13 protein-coding genes are annotated in these 15,725 nt (G+C 63.0%); 2 read left to right on the top strand and 11 right to left on the bottom strand.

The genetic code is table 11. The annotated features are described in order from the left end of the window. Positions 1-7 precede the first annotated feature (7 nt). A complete protein-coding gene (locus JY96_RS17510; RefSeq protein WP_161784357.1) occupies positions 8-1,585 on the bottom strand; it encodes an FAD-dependent oxidoreductase in 1,578 nt (525 codons plus the stop codon). 172 nt (positions 1,586-1,757) lie between these two features. Here JY96_RS17510 and JY96_RS17505 point away from each other — a divergent pair, with 172 nt between their 5' ends. Further along, entirely contained in the window at positions 1,758-3,608 is a 1,851-nt protein-coding gene (locus tag JY96_RS17505) for a thiamine pyrophosphate-binding protein (protein ID WP_161784356.1), read from the top strand. A 6-nt stretch (positions 3,609-3,614) separates the two neighbouring features. Here the strand turns inward: JY96_RS17505 and JY96_RS17500 are convergent, their stop codons facing one another. Beyond that, entirely contained in the window at positions 3,615-4,355 is a 741-nt protein-coding gene (locus tag JY96_RS17500) for a hypothetical protein (RefSeq protein WP_035039457.1), read from the bottom strand. 15 nt (positions 4,356-4,370) lie between these two features. Further along, positions 4,371-5,108, bottom strand: coding sequence for a hypothetical protein (locus JY96_RS17495; RefSeq protein ID WP_035039456.1), 738 nt, complete (start codon positions 5,106-5,108; stop codon positions 4,371-4,373). Positions 5,109-5,282: 174 nt separating this feature from the next. On the opposite strand from JY96_RS17495, the gene JY96_RS17490 reads away from it, so the two are divergent. Then, positions 5,283-5,453, top strand: a complete 171-nt coding sequence (locus JY96_RS17490; RefSeq protein ID WP_081961665.1) for an oxidoreductase-like domain-containing protein — start codon at positions 5,283-5,285, stop codon at positions 5,451-5,453. 52 nt (positions 5,454-5,505) lie between these two features. Here the strand turns inward: JY96_RS17490 and tssH are convergent, their stop codons facing one another. The 8 genes from tssH to JY96_RS17450 form a co-directional block, all read right to left on the bottom strand. Further along, positions 5,506-8,331, bottom strand: coding sequence for a type VI secretion system ATPase TssH (gene tssH, locus JY96_RS17485; RefSeq protein ID WP_035039454.1), 2,826 nt, complete (start codon positions 8,329-8,331; stop codon positions 5,506-5,508). Positions 8,332-8,388: 57 nt separating this feature from the next. Then, positions 8,389-9,591, bottom strand: a complete 1,203-nt coding sequence (gene tssG / locus JY96_RS17480; RefSeq protein WP_035039453.1) for a type VI secretion system baseplate subunit TssG — start codon at positions 9,589-9,591, stop codon at positions 8,389-8,391. Continuing rightward, positions 9,555-11,558 carry a type VI secretion system baseplate subunit TssF gene (gene tssF / locus JY96_RS17475; RefSeq protein ID WP_035039452.1) on the bottom strand — a complete coding sequence of 668 codons (2,004 nt, stop codon included), beginning with the start codon at positions 11,556-11,558 and terminating at the stop codon, positions 9,555-9,557. Before tssF ends, tssG begins: the two co-directional genes overlap by 37 nt. 51 nt (positions 11,559-11,609) lie before the next feature. Further along, on the bottom strand, positions 11,610-12,098 hold the full coding sequence (gene tssE, locus JY96_RS17470) for a type VI secretion system baseplate subunit TssE (RefSeq protein WP_081961375.1): 489 nt from the start codon (positions 12,096-12,098) through the stop codon (positions 11,610-11,612). A gap of 71 nt (positions 12,099-12,169) precedes the next feature. After that, positions 12,170-12,694, bottom strand: coding sequence for a type VI secretion system tube protein Hcp (locus JY96_RS17465; protein WP_035039451.1), 525 nt, complete (start codon positions 12,692-12,694; stop codon positions 12,170-12,172). Positions 12,695-12,752: 58 nt separating this feature from the next. Then, positions 12,753-14,228 (bottom strand): type VI secretion system contractile sheath large subunit, encoded by a 1,476-nt coding sequence (tssC, locus tag JY96_RS17460; protein WP_035039450.1) that lies wholly within the window; start codon positions 14,226-14,228, stop codon positions 12,753-12,755. Positions 14,229-14,232: 4 nt separating this feature from the next. Then, on the bottom strand, positions 14,233-14,748 hold the full coding sequence (gene tssB / locus JY96_RS17455; RefSeq protein ID WP_035039448.1) for a type VI secretion system contractile sheath small subunit: 516 nt from the start codon (positions 14,746-14,748) through the stop codon (positions 14,233-14,235). A 24-nt stretch (positions 14,749-14,772) separates the two neighbouring features. After that, entirely contained in the window at positions 14,773-15,489 is a 717-nt protein-coding gene (locus tag JY96_RS17450; RefSeq protein WP_152606554.1) for a lipopolysaccharide assembly protein LapB, read from the bottom strand. Positions 15,490-15,725 lie beyond the last annotated feature (236 nt).

The following is a 15,725-nucleotide window of genomic DNA, read 5'->3' as shown; positions in this document are numbered from 1 at the left end:
GCCAGACTCAGGGCGCACTTTCATAAGGCGGCGGCTGCAGGCCCAGGTGGTTCTGCAGCATGTCCTCGGCGGTGGCCAGCGCGCCCTCCACCCAGCCTTGCGCATGGGAGTAAGCCTCGCCGCAGATGAACACCGGCTTGCCCTGCTTCGGCTGCACGATGCGCTTGCCCACATCCTGGCTGTCCACGTACTGCGGCCAGAAGTTGGCACCACCACCGAACGGGTCGTCGCCCCAATCGCGGTAAGCCGCGGCATACGGGCGCCGCTCGGGCGTGTCTTCCAGGCCGTGCATCTCCAGCAACTGGCGATGCGCTTCCTGCACCATCAGCTTGGGCGCGGGGTTCTCCTTCCACTCCACAGCCGGGTTATTGCTGTCCGTGCCGTCTTCATTGGGGAAGTGGTGCGGGTCATTGCGCAAGCCGGCCCAGTAGTCCAGGTCCAGGCCATCGTTGTAGATCAGGATGGCGCCCGCCTTGGTGTCATCGCCCACCGGCCAGTAGTAGCACTGCCGAATCGGCAAGTCGGTCACCGACTGCCCCTGCGTGATCCCCAGCGCCTCCCACCAACGCGAGCGATAGCACAAGGCCAGCTTGAACAAGGGGATCGGCGTCACTGACTCGATCAGCTTGTGCACCTCGTGCTGCTCCTGGCCCAGCACCGAGCCGGTCTGCTCGATCAGCTCCAGCGAGCGGCGCGGCATGGCCAGGATCAGCTTGCGCGCACGCACCACCTTGTGATGGCCACCGTGCTCGATGTGCAACTCCACCCCTTCGCTGCCGTCATCCAGCTTGACAGTGTCAAAACGCACCAGGCGATGCCTGAAGTGCACCTTGCCGCCCACGGACTCGAAACGCTCATGCAAGGTCTTGGGCAGCATCTCGTAGCCCTCCTTCAGGCGCTTGTATTCGATGCTGGCGCCATAGTCCCCAAGGTTCCAGGGGAAGCCATCGGCGGCATTCCAGGTGAAGAAGATGCTGTCGTAGCCGCTCGTGTCCTCCGCAAACTGGAAGGACTCGTGGCTGACCGAGCGGTTGTAGATGTAGCGCATGGTCAGGTCGATCACGCGGTGGCCTTCATAGCGGCCGGTCTGCGCCACCTTGTCCCAATCCACGGTCTTGAGGTCCACGTGTTGCTTGTGCAGCACCTCTTGCAGATAGCGTTCAGCAGCCAGCGCCGTGAAGCCCTTCTTGAAGCCCTCGTCGTCGGACTTCGGGATGTCGTAGGGCACCTTGCTCGGGTCCGACAGATCCTTGGTACGCAGATGGCGCCCACGCAGGTAGGCGATGTTCTGGTCCTGCGCCACCACAAAAGGCTCGGTGGCCAGTTGCAGGTAAGACACCAGGTTGGCGACCCGCGTCTGCCCCGTCGTGAAACGCATGCCGCCCAGTTCGACGCGGCCTTCTGGCATACCGGGCGGTTGGGCGGACATCAGGCGCCCGCCCACGCGGTGGCTCAGCTCGAAGGCCTCGACGCGGCCGCCTTTGCCCTGCGGGCTGGTCAACCACCGCCAGCCGCTGTACAGGCCTGACACGCCTGCACCCACGATGGCGATATCCAGAACGGGGTCCAAAGTATCTGTTTTCACGATTTAGCCCTGAGGTTGTGGAGGGCACATTTTTGGCACTCATGGTCTGGATCAATCTGACGATGTACAGACCATGTCTGGCCCATTTGATCGGCCAGGTTTTGTCTGCCCCATATTTGTGCCCATACCGGCGCCATATTCCGGCGCCCCATCAAACAGGAAGCGATCGACCATGTCCTCTCACCTCTCTGCCCCTGCACCATCCCCCGCCCCCACACCCTGCGGCACCGTCGCCCAATTGCTCATTGAGTATTTGCGTGCCGAAGGGGTCGACAAGGTATTCGGTATTCCGGGCGGTGCGGCTGTCTGGTTGATGAATGAGCTCAAAAACAAATCACATGAAATCGAATATGTGATTTGCAGGCACGAAACTGGTGCAGCCTATATTGCCGACGGGTATGCGCGCGTCAAAGGCCATCTGGGCGTGGTGCTGACGACCTCGGGCCCGGGCGCCACCAATGCGCTGACCGGCGCCATGAACGCACAGGCCAGCAACTCGCCCGTGCTCGTCATCACCGGCGAAGTGCCGGAAGCCTATTACGGCAAAGGCTACCTGCAAGAAGGCACCGATGCCAAGCTGGACGTGCACAACATCTACCAGAACGCCCTGGCCTCCAGCGCCATCATCTCCAGCCCGGCCAACTTCCAGACCCTGTTCCAGCAGGCCTTGCGCAACGCCCTGTCACTGCCCAGGCAGGCCGTGCACATCAGCCTGCCCAACGACATCGCCGGCGAATGCGTGCCCGGCTACCCCGCCTCGGTGCGCCCATCCACCTACCGGCCCCGTACAGCCTGCACCGACCCCAAGGCCGTGGCCGACACCCTGCATGAGCTCGTTCATGCCAAACGCCCGCTGATCTTCCTGGGCAACGGCAGCCGCGACGCCCTGGCCTGCCCCGAGCGCCTGAAAGCCTTCACCGAATTCGTCGACCGCTTCGGCATCGCCGTGATGACCACACCGGACGCCAAGGGCATCTTCCCCGAAGGCCATGCGCTCTCGCTGCGCAACTACGGCATCTGTGGCAGCGCCTGGCCCAGCCTCTACATGCATCCCAGCAACAAGGCCGATCAGTTCGACACCCTGCTGGTGCTGGGCTCCAGCCTGGGCGAGCTGTCCACCTCGGTCACCGCCTCGGCGCTCTACAGCCCCGCGCTGGAACCCACCCGGCACTTCATCCAGGTGGACCTCAGCGCCGGCGTGATCGGCCGGGACTTCCCCATCACCCGGGGCATCGTGGCCGAGATCGGCAGCACGCTGGATGTGATGTGCGAGCAGGCCCACCACCTGCATCCTGATCAAGCCAAGGTGGATGCACGCAAGGCCGTGATCCAGCAGATCAAGCTGAGCCGCGCGCCCTGGTCCGACCCGGCTGGCCGCGACAGCGAGGCCGCCCCCGTGCACCCCGCCGCGATGATGCGCGTCATCGATGAGCTCGTGCACGAAGGCCACATCTTCATCGACGCGGGCAACTGCGTGGGCTGGTCGCTCAACAACCTGGTCATCAACCCGCCGGTTCGTTATCACAGCGCCTTGTCCATGGGCCCCATGGGCTTCGCCGTGGGGGCGGTCGTGGGCGGCAAGATGGCCGCGCCGCATCTGCCTTGCGTGGCCGTGGTCGGCGACGGTGCCTTCATGATGCACGGTGCCGAGATCTCCACCGCCGCGCAGCACCGCGTGGGCGCCATCTGGATCGTGCTGGACGACAACGACCTGGCCATGGTGAGCCAGGGCATGGCGCAGCTGCTGCCGCCTGCTGCCCAGTGGGATGACTACTACCAGCTTGGCCGCCCCGACCTGGCCTTGTTCGCGCAAGGGCTGGGCGCACACGCCGTGACGGTGACGCATGAACAAGGCACGCAGGCTTTACGAGAGGCGCTGCAGCATGCGCTGGAGGATGCGGACAAGCATCACCGCCCGCAAGTCATCTCGGTGCGCATCAACACCCAGGTGGCGCCGCCCTATGGTTGGCCCACGCTGACGCCGGCGGATTGCTGCAGCAGCACCAACAAGGCCAAGCCCTGAACAGGCCTAGCGGCTGCGCTGCTTGAGCAGCGTCAGGCTGAACGGCACCCGCAGGTCCGTGCGCTCGATGGTCATGGGGAAGGGCTCGATGGGCGCCATCAGGCTGAACGCCGTCTGGCTGACCATGCGCGTCTCGATCACGCTCTTGATACGCGGCCGCACCGTGAACGTCGCATCGATGGGGATGTTGATCACCGGCGGCAGCTCCCCGCTGACCGCCAGGTCCAGCTTGATGGGCAGCTCCGTCTTGATCGGCACCGTCATCTGAAGCGGCAGGTTCAGCGTGATCGGCAAGGTCACCGGGATGCTGGGCAACCACGAGCGCAAGGACACCGACAGGTTCAAGGTGGTCGTGACCGGCACCACCCGGTCGACCGTCACGCTGGTGTCCACAGGCAGAGTGGTCTGCAACTGCACCTGCGCCTGCAGGTGATCGGAAATCTGCGCCGGCACCGTCTGCTTGATGGGCATGCGCACCACAGGCCTCATGTCCAGCATGGTCCGCACCGGTGAGCTCACCTCGGCCATGGCCACCATGCCGGCCGGCAGGCGCAAACGCACGGCCTGGTTGTGCATGGTCATCCGGGCTTCCCAGAACGCATAGAAGTACCAGACCGCCAACGACATCAGCACCAGCCAGATCAGCAGCACCGTGCCACCGAACAGCAGCAGCGCCACCGGGCGAATGGGCCGGTTCCAGCCTCGCGGGGCAGGTGCCGCAACCAGGGGGGGCGCTTCAATCGTCATGGACGCCCAACACCGTCAACGGGCCACCGCAGGTCGGGTCCGCGGTGCCAGCGTGACCGACTCGAAAGGCACGGTCAAATCCAGCAGCTCCAGGCCGGCACGCACCCGCTGCTGCGGGAAGCTCAGCGTGGCATTGACCGGCGCAGTGACCGGCAAGGACAAGGATTCGTGTACCGGGATCTTCGCCTCGATCACGGTATCGACCGTCGTGCGCAAGGGCTCGTTGAGCCTCACCGTGGCCGGCGTCACGATGACCACCGGCAGGTTCTTGCGCACCGGGATGACCAGGTCCACCGGCACCTCGGCCTTCACGGGGATGCGCCCCTGAATCGGCACGGTCAAGGGGATGCCCAGGAAGCGGGTCTTGACCTGGGTGTCCAGCTCCACGATCTGGTCCACCTTGACCACGTGCTTGATCGGCACATCGATGCTGATAGGCACCATGGTGTCGATGCTGACGTTGATGGGGATGGCCTCCTTGAGCGGGATGGACAGATCCTGGTGAATCGGCACGCGCACGGGCAAGGTCTGGTCCACCTGAATGCGGACCCGTTGGTTGACCTTTGCCTTGACGGTCAGTTCCTTGGGCAGGACGATGTCGGCCTGCTGCTCCTTGAGCACCACCTGGGCGGCCATGTTCTGCCAGATCCACCAGGTCACGAAGGCCGCGCCCGCGCCCATCAGGATCAGCAGCAGCACCGCCGTGATGATGAGGTGCTTCCAGGTCACCGTCCGGCCATAGATGGCCAGCATGGGGCCGGAGCCAGGTGCATCAACAAGGGAGTCAGAGCGGGCGTGTGTCACACGGGCACTATGCCACGGCCGGCCTCGTTAAAATCCAGGGTTTGCAAGCCCCCACACGCCCGGCACACGAGCCTGCCCTCCCAGATGGACTTCCCCTTGACCGACCTCAACGCCGTGCGTGCCATGTTCGACACATTGCAGGCACGCGCGCGCACCCAAGGGGTGGACTTGCGACAACCGCCCCCCGAGCCCACGAGTTGCTGCGGGCGCGGCTGCAACGGCTGCGTGTGGGAGGGCTTTTACGCCGCAGCCCAATACTGGCGCGACGAGGCCTTGCTGGTCCTCAGCGACTGAGGTATTGCTCAAGGCCCACTAGCCTCCCACGAGCCCTCTCGGGCCCCCCCCATCAGCTCACCTTGAACTTGAACTCGCCGTTCTTGCCCGCGCTGACCTTGATCTTGCTGATGGCCTGACCTTCGGCCATGCGCGCCAGCACGCTGTCGGCCACCTCGGGCAAGAGGCTGCCATTGAGGATGTGGTCCACGGCACGCGCGCCGGTGTCCACCTCCGTGCAACGCGCCAGCACGGTTTCGATCAGGGCGTCGTCGTAGTCCAGCACGGCCTGGTGATTGGCCATCACGCGGGCGGCAATGCGGTCCAGCTTGAGCTTGATCACGCTGACCAACACATCGTCGCTCAACGGGTAGTAAGGCACCACCTTGGTCCGGCCGATGAAGGCGGGCTTGAAGGTCTTGTACAAGGTGGGGCGCAGCAGCTCGGCCAGTTCGTCAGCCTGTGGCAACTCTTCCAGCGACTTCATCACCGTGCCGCCAGCTTCTTCATCGTGCTTGAAGCAGGCCTGCATGATGCCTTGCGAACCCGCGTTGGAGGTCAGGATGATGACCGTGTTGCGGAAGTCGATCTCGCGGCCCTCGGCATCGTCCATCAAGCCCTTGTCGAAGACCTGGAAGAACATCTCCAGCACGTCGGGGTGGGCCTTCTCGACTTCATCGAGCAGCACCACGCTGTAGGGCTTGCGGCGCACGGCCTCGGTCAGCACACCACCTTCGCCATAGCCCACGTAACCCGGGGGCGAGCCCTTCAGCCCGCTGACGCTGTGCGCCTCCTGGTACTCGCTCATGTTGATGGTGATCAGGTTGCGCTCGCCACCGTACAGGATGTCGGCCAGGGCCAGCGCCGTCTCGGTCTTGCCCACGCCCGATGGGCCGACGAACAGGAACACACCCTTGGGCTTGTTGGGGTCCTCCAGGCCGGCACGTGCGGTGCGCACACGCTGGGCGATGGCCGCCAGCGCGTGGTCCTGGCCGATCACACGTTCCTGCAGCGTGGCCTGCAGGTTGCGCACGGTCTTGATCTCGTCCTTGACCATCTTGCCCAGCGGGATGCCCGTCCAGGCCGCCACGATCTCGGCCACCACATGGCCATCCACCTGCATCGGCACCAGCGGCGCCTCGCCTTGCAGCGCGGCCAGCTCGGCCTGCTTCATGGCCAGCAGTTCATGATCCGGACTGGCGTGGCTGATGGCGACCTTCTTGCCCTTGGTCTTGCTGGTTGATGTGGCCTTGGTGGGCTCGGCGACTTGGCCGCCGGCAGCCCCATTGAAGCCCGCGCTCGCGCCTGCCTCAGCGTCCACACCGGCTTCCGCGTTCGACAAGCCCCCCGCCTGGTGCTCCAGCTTCGTGCGCAGCTCGCGGATGTCATTGACCAGTTGCTGCTCGAACGTCCAGCGCTGCTCATCGGCCTGCAGGCTGGCCACGATGCCGTCGCGCTCCACCTTCAGGGCATCCAGGCGGTCACCATGGCGGGCACCTGCCGCGGCTTCGCGCTGCAACGCAGCCACCTCGGCATCCAGCCGCTCCAGGCGTTTGCGGGCGTCTTCAATGCGGGCGGGCGTGGCGCTCTGGCCCAGAGCCACCTTGGCACAAGCGGTGTCTAGTACGCTGATGGCCTTGTCGGGCAACTGGCGGCCGCTGATGTAGCGCGCCGACAGGCGCACCGCCTCGGCGATGGCCTCGTCAAACAGGCGAACGCCAAAGTGCTTTTCCATCAAGGGCGCCATGCCACGCAGCATCGCGCAGGCCAGCTCTTCAGAAGGCTCTTCCACCTTGATGACCTGGAAGCGCCGAGCCAGGGCCGCGTCCTTCTCGAAATACTTCTTGTACTCGCCCCAGGTGGTGGCCGCGATCGTGCGCAGTTCACCCCGTGCCAAGGCCGGCTTGAGCAGGTTGGCTGCGTCGTTCTGGCCAGCCTGGCCACCCGCACCGATCATGGTGTGGGCCTCGTCGATGAACAGGATGATCGGGTGCGGGCTTTTCTTGACCTCGTCGATCACGTTCTTGAGACGGTTCTCGAACTCGCCCTTGACCGATGCCCCAGCCTGCAGCAGGCCCATGTCCAGCACGTGGATGGCCACGCCTTGCAACGGCGTGGGCACATCGCCCAGGGCCACACGCAGTGCCAGCCCTTCCACCACGGCCGTCTTGCCCACGCCGGCCTCGCCCGTCAGGATCGGGTTGTTCTGGCGGCGGCGCATCAGGATGTCGATGGCCTGGCGGATCTCGGTGTCACGGCCGATCACCGGGTCCACCTTACCCTCCTTCGCGCGTTGCGTCAGGTTGGTGGTGAACTGGTCCAGCGCGGGCGTCTTGCCGCTCAATGCCTCACTTGCGCCGGCCTCGTCGGCTTGCCCCACCTCACCATCCACAGGCGCATCGGCGTCACGCAAGGCCTGAACAGCCTCCTGCGAACCACGCGTCACGTCGGCCATCTTGTGTTTGAGCTCATCCAGGTTGAAGCGCGCAAACAGCCTGGACGAACGCAAGGCCAGTTGGCTCAGGGTCGGCTCGGTCAGCATGGCCAGCAGCAGGTGCGCACCACGGATGCGCGCCGTGTGTGATTCCAGCGAGGCGATCAGCCAGGCGTGCTCCAGCAACACCGGCAGGTGGCTGGAAAACACCGGCGTGCGGCTGTTGCCCGTCTTGAAACGGCTCAGCTCGGCCTCCAGGTCGCGCTGCAACGCGGTGGTAGACACGCCTGCGCGCTGGCACAGCACGGCCAGGTCGCTCTGCGGCTGCTCCAGCAAGGCCAGCACCAGGTGCTCCAGGTCCACCTCGTAGTGGCCACGCGCCATGCACAGGCTGGCGGCACGCTCGGCGGCCTGGCGCGTGGTGTCGTTGAGCTTGGAGATCAGGGTCTTGAGGTTCTGGCTCATGGTGATGACAGCTTCTTGAATATTGTTGGAATGAGAAAGAGAAAGCCTGATGCTTGATCAGGCCGCCGCGTGGATGTCATAGCGCACATCCGCGCGGTCTTCGTTGGCCGATTGCGTTTGCAGGAAGGTGTCCCAGCCCAGCCTGAACGCCGTTGGGGCGCGACTCGAATCCAGCGCGCAGCCCTGCACGTCCTCGCGCTGCAGTTGCAGGTTGATCTCGTACTCCAGGCTGACGCCGCTGAGCATGGTCAACAGCTCCTTGAGCGCAGAAGCACCTGCGCCACCGGGCAGGAAGCGGCGGAAACGCGCGTGCGGCAAAGGCCCGAGCACCACACGCATGCGCAAGTCCCGCTGCCAGACGCGCTCGCCCAGCATGGCTGAACGCCCCAGCACGCCATTGAGCGGCCCCGACATCCCACCCTGTCGCCCCATCACACCCAGATAAGCGCGCCCCGACTCCGGCACCTGGTACCAGCGCCCCACGAACTGCTCGATGCGCACCGGCACGGCCAGGTAATCCTGCAGGATCTGCTGCAACTGGCGTGCGGACAAGGTGCGTTGCTGCAAGGTACCCGCGTAGTACGCCAGGGCCTCATCGGCCACGGCGCCACGCTCTGCCCCCAGTCTGTCGCGCAGCCCCTTCTGGCCCAGGCCAGCCAGGGACAAGGCCAACGGTAAAAACCGGCTACGACGATCAGCCTCGAACTGGATGGGCAGGCGGTGCTTGCGCCAAGCCTGGTAGAACAAGGACACGACCTGGTGGCTGAACACGTCCATGAAGGCCCGCCCCGCAAAGTCCTTGTGATAGAGCTCGCGCTGAGCCAGGGTCTCCGTATAGAAGTGCGGCAAGGTCCCCGACATCCCCAGCAAGCCCATGAAGGCAGGCGTCATGTCGATGCGGTCGATCTCGGTTGGCTGGCACGGCCAGGGCGCCTGAGCGTGGTCAGCCAGAACGGCAGACAGCGTCGAGCCGGGCGCAGTCGTGGATACAGACGAGGCCTGTCCATCTGTCGTTGACGCGCCGTTTGGCTCGGATTCCTTCGGCCTGCGCTGAACCCGAATGGCTTCGATCTCGCTGGCTGGGAACGAGAGCGACAAGGAGTTGCGGAAGTTCAGCCTGGCCAGCCCTTGCCCATCGGGCGCGCCAGGCGCCATCCAGCGATCCAGCAACCGGACCGCCTGAAAGAAGCTGAACTGCTGTGGCTCGCACAGCAGTTGCTCGATCACACCAGTGACATTTCGCCGTTGCGGGGTGGGCATGAGAGCACCTCTTCCTGCGTGCGAGCGGACACCAGCGTCAACCTGACAAAGCTGTTTGCGTGCACATACAAGCCAAAGAACCGATCCAGCACGGAGGCAAACAAGCCCAGGCCGGTGCCAACGAAACTGTCCTCGTCCACGGTGATGCGCACCTCCGTGCCACGCACGAAGGTCGCATAAGGCTCACCGGGCAACCAGGCCGTGCTGGGCTTGAACTCGATGGCCTTCAAGCCATCGATCTGCCGGCGGTTGCTCGCGCTTCGAGGCAGGTCATACAGCCGCAACATCTCCTTGAGCGCGTCAATACCGCCACCGGACAGCGACAAATGATTGAGCGACAGATGGGAAATCAGCCGCCACAAGGCTCCACGGCCGCGATCGAAGCGCTGAGGCAAGCTGGGCTTGCGCAGCAGGCGCACTTCCTTGGCGACACCGCCGCCCTCCATGAACAGGTCACCACCCGGCGTACCAACGGCCAACATCGAAGGCAGGTCGCGGTTGGTGGCCGTGACCGTCAAGGACAAAGTCTCTGTTTGCGGCAACGCAGGGTTGAAGTCCACATCCACGATGGACAGTTCGAGCTCGTAACCAGGGCTGTCTTGCGCCAGGCTTTCATCTCGATGGGCAGACCAGTAGCGACCACCCGACCGCTCCCCATGGTCCTGGTCCGCGCGTGCGCGGGCGCGCCGAAGCGCGCTCAGTGTCGCGGCGTCGTCATAACCGAGGTCCTCGTCAACGCCCAGCAGGTCATCGTGCTGCAAGGAGAAGAAGGGGCGGAACTCCTGGACGGTTTCGCCTTGGGATGACTGCCGCACGCGAAACACCCGGTCAATCGAATAGACCTCGTAAGCAAATGCCCGCCTGGCGTCGACCAGCACAGGGTAGGAAGTCGTGGCGTGTGTCACCCGGATGGGGTCGGCCGGCTGTTTGAAGAGGTTGACAACAGGCGTGCAGCCCAGCAGGAAATTGCGTGCCTGCAGTGACTCCAGCATGCGCGACTCGTCGGAGTCCGAACGTACGCCAGCCATCAGCAAATGCAAGGTCAGACTCCGCCTGGCTGTGCCCGCTGAAGCGCCGTTCACGGCCCCATCGGGCACATCACCGAGGGAGGCTTGTCGCAGGGCCGGAGGAACAGGCACAGGTATGTCGACGAAGTTGAACTTCTCCGGGAACGCAAAGTACTCTGTCAACAAGCGATAGGCAGCGTGCGAGCGCGCATCAAATTCAATCAGGGCCTCGTCGTCAGAGAACCCGGCAAGCACGGGCTTGGGGAGGCCGGCTGCCCCGATCGCGTCGGTGGCGAGCCATTTCTGTTGTGCATGCGTCTGCACCATCACACCCAGCACCTTGTGGCACAAAGCCTCTCGCAATGCACTGACCTGGGATGGCTCGCCATCCAGATAGAAGCGCAGGAACGAGTCCGGCAGCATGCCCCAGGAAGCCTGGGGCGAGACCAGTTCGAGCGTGATGGACAGCACGGAGGTCGCACCCGCCGGTATGCAGGAGCCCTCAGGCGCCTGAATGGCATTGCGATATGAAGCCGATGCCACCCGAATCGGCAACAGCGTGACCGCCTGCGTGGTGCGGAACTTGCACGGCACACCTTTGACGGCTCGAGAACTCAGCAAAGTACCGCGGTCCACCGACATGGGCTTGGTCATCTGGCCAGCCGCTGGCCCCAGCTCAAACTGGGCAATGGATGCCGAGGGAAACGGCCGGAGGTAGTGCGGATACAGTACTTCCAGCAACGATTCCGTGAACAAGGGAAAGTCGTCGTCCAGCCGCTTGTGGACGCGTGCGGTCAACAGCGCCAGCGACTCCAGCATCCGTTCGACATGAGGATCGTCCCCGACATCGGTGCTCAGTTGCAGGCGTCCGGCCACCTTGGGGTACATGCGCCCGAAATCAGATGCGCGAGTCCGCAAGAACGCCAGTTCACGCTCGTAGTGCGGCAGCAGATCATCCATCCCCTTGTCCCCCTTGATTCATTCCAAACTGCCAACGACCCAGAGCTCGGCTCAATGCGACGCAAATCTGGCGTAGGTCACGCGATAAGTGGAGAGCGCTGGTTGCAGCTCGGCGTCGAAGCTCACGCTTTCCTTGGTCGGCCGAATGACCAGCAGTGCCCTGATCGTGAAACGCAGGGAGCTGGATGACAGGTGTCCCTCGTTGAAATCCACCACCACCTGCTTGAGCCGAGGCTCGTGTGTTTCGATGGCGTGTGACAAGCTGCGGCTGATATGGCGACGGTCCTCAGAACTGGACAAGGCGCGGCCCACGAAGTCACGCACGCCAAAACAGAAGACCGAACGACTGGTGTGCTGTCCCAGAAGATGAGACTCAAAGTCCAGTGCCGTGCGGGCGTTCAGCAAACGCTCCAGATCCCGCGCCACGGCATCACGCATCTGCTCGATGGAGCAGGTCTGCATCAGCCCCTCCGGCGTATCACGCCCATCATCAATCAAGCGATCAAAAACACTTCGTCTGATCCGAACAGGGGAAGACATGCACAGCACCTAAAAGCAAGGGATGGGACCCCAAGTCCCATCCCCATGACGGCATTGCGTCAGAGCAAAGATCAGTTCGGAGCGTCGTAGGCGGCCTTGTTGGTCGCCAGGCTCCACATCGCGGGCGTACCCTTGACGGTCTTGCCGTCCATGGTCTGCTGGATGTAATCCCATTGCACGGCGGCGTACTTCAGACCGAAGGACTCCGTCGGCAGGCCTTCACCGATGACGGCGGGCGTGACGCGGGCGATGACGACCTTCTTGAGCTTGATGGTCAGGTACTGGACGCGGCCGCTGGTACCGTTTGCACGCATGAAGTGGATTTCGACTTCGTCATACAGCGTACCGGCGGAACAAGCTTCCCAGAGCTGGGGGCTGATCAGATCCAGGTCCTTCGTGAACACCATTTCGGCGTGTTCACAACGCTCAGCGGTGTGGCCACCCGAGGTCGATGCCGTTGCCGACTTCGGCTGACGGATTTCATGCGTCCAGCTCGACACTTCGAACCAGGGCTTCTTGTGATCGCCGTCACGCGATTCACCCTCGATCTTCTTGCCGTTCAGCGGGGTGCCAAACTTGATGTAAATGTCCTTCATTTTGCTTTTTCCCTTGGGTTAAATGCTGCGCACGGAAGGCGCAGCCATGTGGCGTCGCTTATGAGCCAGACGGCATCTCGGCGACCAAACGCAACGAGACAGACAATTCGTCCAGTTGGTAGTGCGGACGGACGAAGGCCACCGCACGGAACACGCCAGGGCGCCCTGGCACTTCCTCCACTTCGACTTGCGCCTGACGAAGCGGGCGCTGAGCACGAAGTTCCTGAGACGCATCATCTGCATCGACCACGTACTGCATCAGCCAGTTGTGCAGGTACCGCTCCACATCCAGCGTGTTCGCAAAGCTGCCCACCTTGTCGCGCATCATCGCCTTCATGTAGTGAGCGATACGGCAGACAGCAAACATGTACTGCATCTGCGCAGACAAGGCTGCATTGGCATTGGCTGCATCACTGTCGTACTTCCTGGCCTTCTGCGTCGACTGGGCGCCAAAGAACGCGGCGTAATCCGTGTTCTTGCAATGCACCAGCGGGATGAAGCCCAGATCGCTCAACTCCTTCTCGCGACGATCGGTGATGGACACCTCGGTAGGGCACTTCAGTGCCAGCTCGCCATCGTCGGTCTTGAAGGTGTGGGTGGGCAGATCCTCAACCAGACCACCACCCTCCACGCCACGGATGGCGGCACACCAACCGTAGTTCTCGAAAGCATCGGTCAGGCGGGCGGCCATGGCGTAGGCGGTGTTGACCCACAGGTACTTGCTGTGGTCTGTGCCATCTACGTTTTCCACGAAGTTGAAGCCCTCGGTCGTCGTGCCCTCCTTCGGGTCGTACGGTAGACGCCCCAGGAAACGCGGCACCGTCAGGCCGACATAGCGGGAGTCTTCCGACTCACGGAAGGACTTCCACTTGGCATAGTCCACCGTGTCGAACACCTTGGCCAGATCGCGGGGCTTGCCCAGATCCGTGAACGTTTCGAGGCCGAACAGCTCGCTGGACGCGGCCGAGATGAACGGCGCATGGGCGGCGGCCGCCACATGAGCCATCTGCTCGATGAAGAACATGTCTTCCGCGCTGCGGCCGATCTCGAAATCGCCGATCAGGGTACCAAAGGGTGCGCCACCAAAGGTGCCGAACTCTTCTTCGTAGACCTTCTTGAACAAGGCCGACTGATCGAAATCGATTGCCGTCTTGAAATCCTTGACGATTTCCTTCTTCGTGGCATTGAGCAACTTGATCTTCAGGCGCTCACCGGTCGAAGTCTGTTTGCACAGGTAATGCAGACCGGTCCAGGTCGATTCGAGCTTCTGAAACTCGGCCGCGTGCATCACCTCGCTGAGCTGGTCGGAGATCAGCTGATCGATTTCAGCAATGCGTGCATCGATGTTGGCCGACAGGTTGTCGGAGACCACCACGGTGCCATCCAGCACTTCCTTGACGAGCTCGCCGATGATGTCCTTTGCGCGAGCGTGTTCGGTCTCGGTCTTGGCAACCTTGCTCTTGGCAACGATGTCGTCCAGCAGGCTGACGCTGTCAGCCAGTGCTCCCGTTTGAGCTTGGAGTTGTGCGCTCATGGTCTCACTCCTGGTCCTGCTGAGCTTGAGCGCCCAACGTCTTGAGGTGTTCGGTGTTGCTCAGCACTTCGCCCAGCAGGTCTTCCAGCTTCTCGTTGCCAGCCAGCTTGTTGCGCAAGTCGGAGAGCTTGGTACGGGCTTCCAGCAGCTTGCGCAGCGGCTCGACCTGATCCACCACCGATTCGGGACGGAAGTCCTCCATCTTCTTGAATTCCAGGTTCACCGCAAACTCACCACCGTCGGCGCTGAGCTTGTTCTTCACGCGGTAGCTGGCACGAGGCGCCATGCCGGCCAGCACCTCGTCGAAGTTGTCCATGTCGACATTGACGAACTTGCGGTCCTTCAGGCGTGCTTGCGGCTTGTCGGGGTCCTGCTGGCCGGTAAATTCCCCCATGACGCCGACCACAAAAGGAATCTCCTTCTGTTCGATCGCGTCCCCGACTTCCACGTCATACGTGAGCTGAACACGCGGCGCGCGCACTCGCCCCAAACGCTGCTGAACGCTGTCTTTCTTGGCCATGACCAGGCTCCTTCCTTGAACTGTTTACTGCAAAGCACCAAAGGGATTGTTTCGACCACCAGACGCTGCGCCGGCTCCGCCAGCACTCGCCGTTGTGGACTTGTTCGGGGCCGCCGCTGTGGATGCGGCAACTGATCCGGAATTGGGGCGATGGCCACCTGAAGCGACCATCGCGGCACGAGACGAGGTTCGGGGAGACACCGGCTTGGACTTCACCGGTTCAGGGCCCGCTGCGACGGGCACAGGTGGCACGAGGATGGGCTCACCCAAGGCTTCCCGAATCAGCTTGGCCACGCTTTCGGCTTCACTGCGTGTCGAACCGTTGACCTCGTTGGCCTTGCGCAATTGCTCCAGCGCCAAGGCGCTCACACGCAAGCCGCTGACCGCGAGGATGCTCTTGGCCGTCAGGTCATTGACGTCACGCTGCAAGACTTCCTGTGCCTCGGTGATGGCCTGGCCGTACTGGTGTGCATCAAAATGAATCTGTGCTTTCTTGAGCCAGGGCGCCTTGACCGAGGGGTCGGCCTTGATGGCCAGATCCAGTTGCTCGATGGCTTGATCGGTCTTGCCTTGCTTCTGTGCCTTGTCTGCAGCCGCCAGGTTTTCGTTGACCTGTTCCTGCACCGCCAGCCTGGTGGCCACGTCGTCCTTCTTGGGCGTCGACGAACACGCCATCAAGTTGGACAACACCGAGACAATCACCGCGCAGCACATGCCGCGGCGTACGTATACAAGACTCAATCTAACACTCCCTGTTCGATCTTTTGAATCGCTGAAACAGCACTTGGCTGAGTCGCGACAGGCCGGATTAAAGCCGAATTCGATTTGAGCGCCTGCCCCCATAGGGGGGGTGTTTACAGACTCTTTCACTTGGTTGCAAATACAGCCCCCTCCAGTGGGGGAGCACCTTCGAGCAACGGGGCTTCACCTCTCTAAACTACGCGCCTGCGATGGGCGTAGGGCGCCCCGCTCAGGAT

Origin of the sequence: Aquabacterium sp. NJ1 (assembly GCF_000768065.1) — a bacterium.
Classification (GTDB): Bacteria; Pseudomonadota; Gammaproteobacteria; order Burkholderiales; family Burkholderiaceae_C; genus Aquabacterium.
The sequence above is the reverse complement of the archived record's forward strand: the minus strand, read 5'-3'. Positions and strand labels throughout refer to the sequence as shown.

Bases quoted from the DNA above. Each gene is read 5' to 3' on its own strand.
- JY96_RS17505 (WP_161784356.1), top strand. From the start codon at position 1,758: ATGTCCTCTCACCTCTCTGCCCCTGCACCATCCCCCGCCCCCACACCC.
- JY96_RS17500 (WP_035039457.1), bottom strand. From the start codon at position 4,355: ATGACGATTGAAGCGCCCCCCCTGGTTGCGGCACCTGCCCCGCGAGGC.
- JY96_RS17495 (WP_035039456.1), bottom strand. From the start codon at position 5,108: ATGCTGGCCATCTATGGCCGGACGGTGACCTGGAAGCACCTCATCATC.
- JY96_RS17490 (WP_081961665.1), top strand. From the start codon at position 5,283: ATGTTCGACACATTGCAGGCACGCGCGCGCACCCAAGGGGTGGACTTG.
- tssH (WP_035039454.1), bottom strand. From the start codon at position 8,331: ATGAGCCAGAACCTCAAGACCCTGATCTCCAAGCTCAACGACACCACG.
- tssG (WP_035039453.1), bottom strand. From the start codon at position 9,591: ATGCCCACCCCGCAACGGCGAAATGTCACTGGTGTGATCGAGCAACTG.
- tssF (WP_035039452.1), bottom strand. From the start codon at position 11,558: ATGGATGATCTGCTGCCGCACTACGAGCGTGAACTGGCGTTCTTGCGG.
- tssE (WP_081961375.1), bottom strand. From the start codon at position 12,098: ATGTCTTCCCCTGTTCGGATCAGACGAAGTGTTTTTGATCGCTTGATT.
- JY96_RS17465 (WP_035039451.1), bottom strand. From the start codon at position 12,694: ATGAAGGACATTTACATCAAGTTTGGCACCCCGCTGAACGGCAAGAAG.
- tssC (WP_035039450.1), bottom strand. From the start codon at position 14,228: ATGAGCGCACAACTCCAAGCTCAAACGGGAGCACTGGCTGACAGCGTC.
- tssB (WP_035039448.1), bottom strand. From the start codon at position 14,748: ATGGCCAAGAAAGACAGCGTTCAGCAGCGTTTGGGGCGAGTGCGCGCG.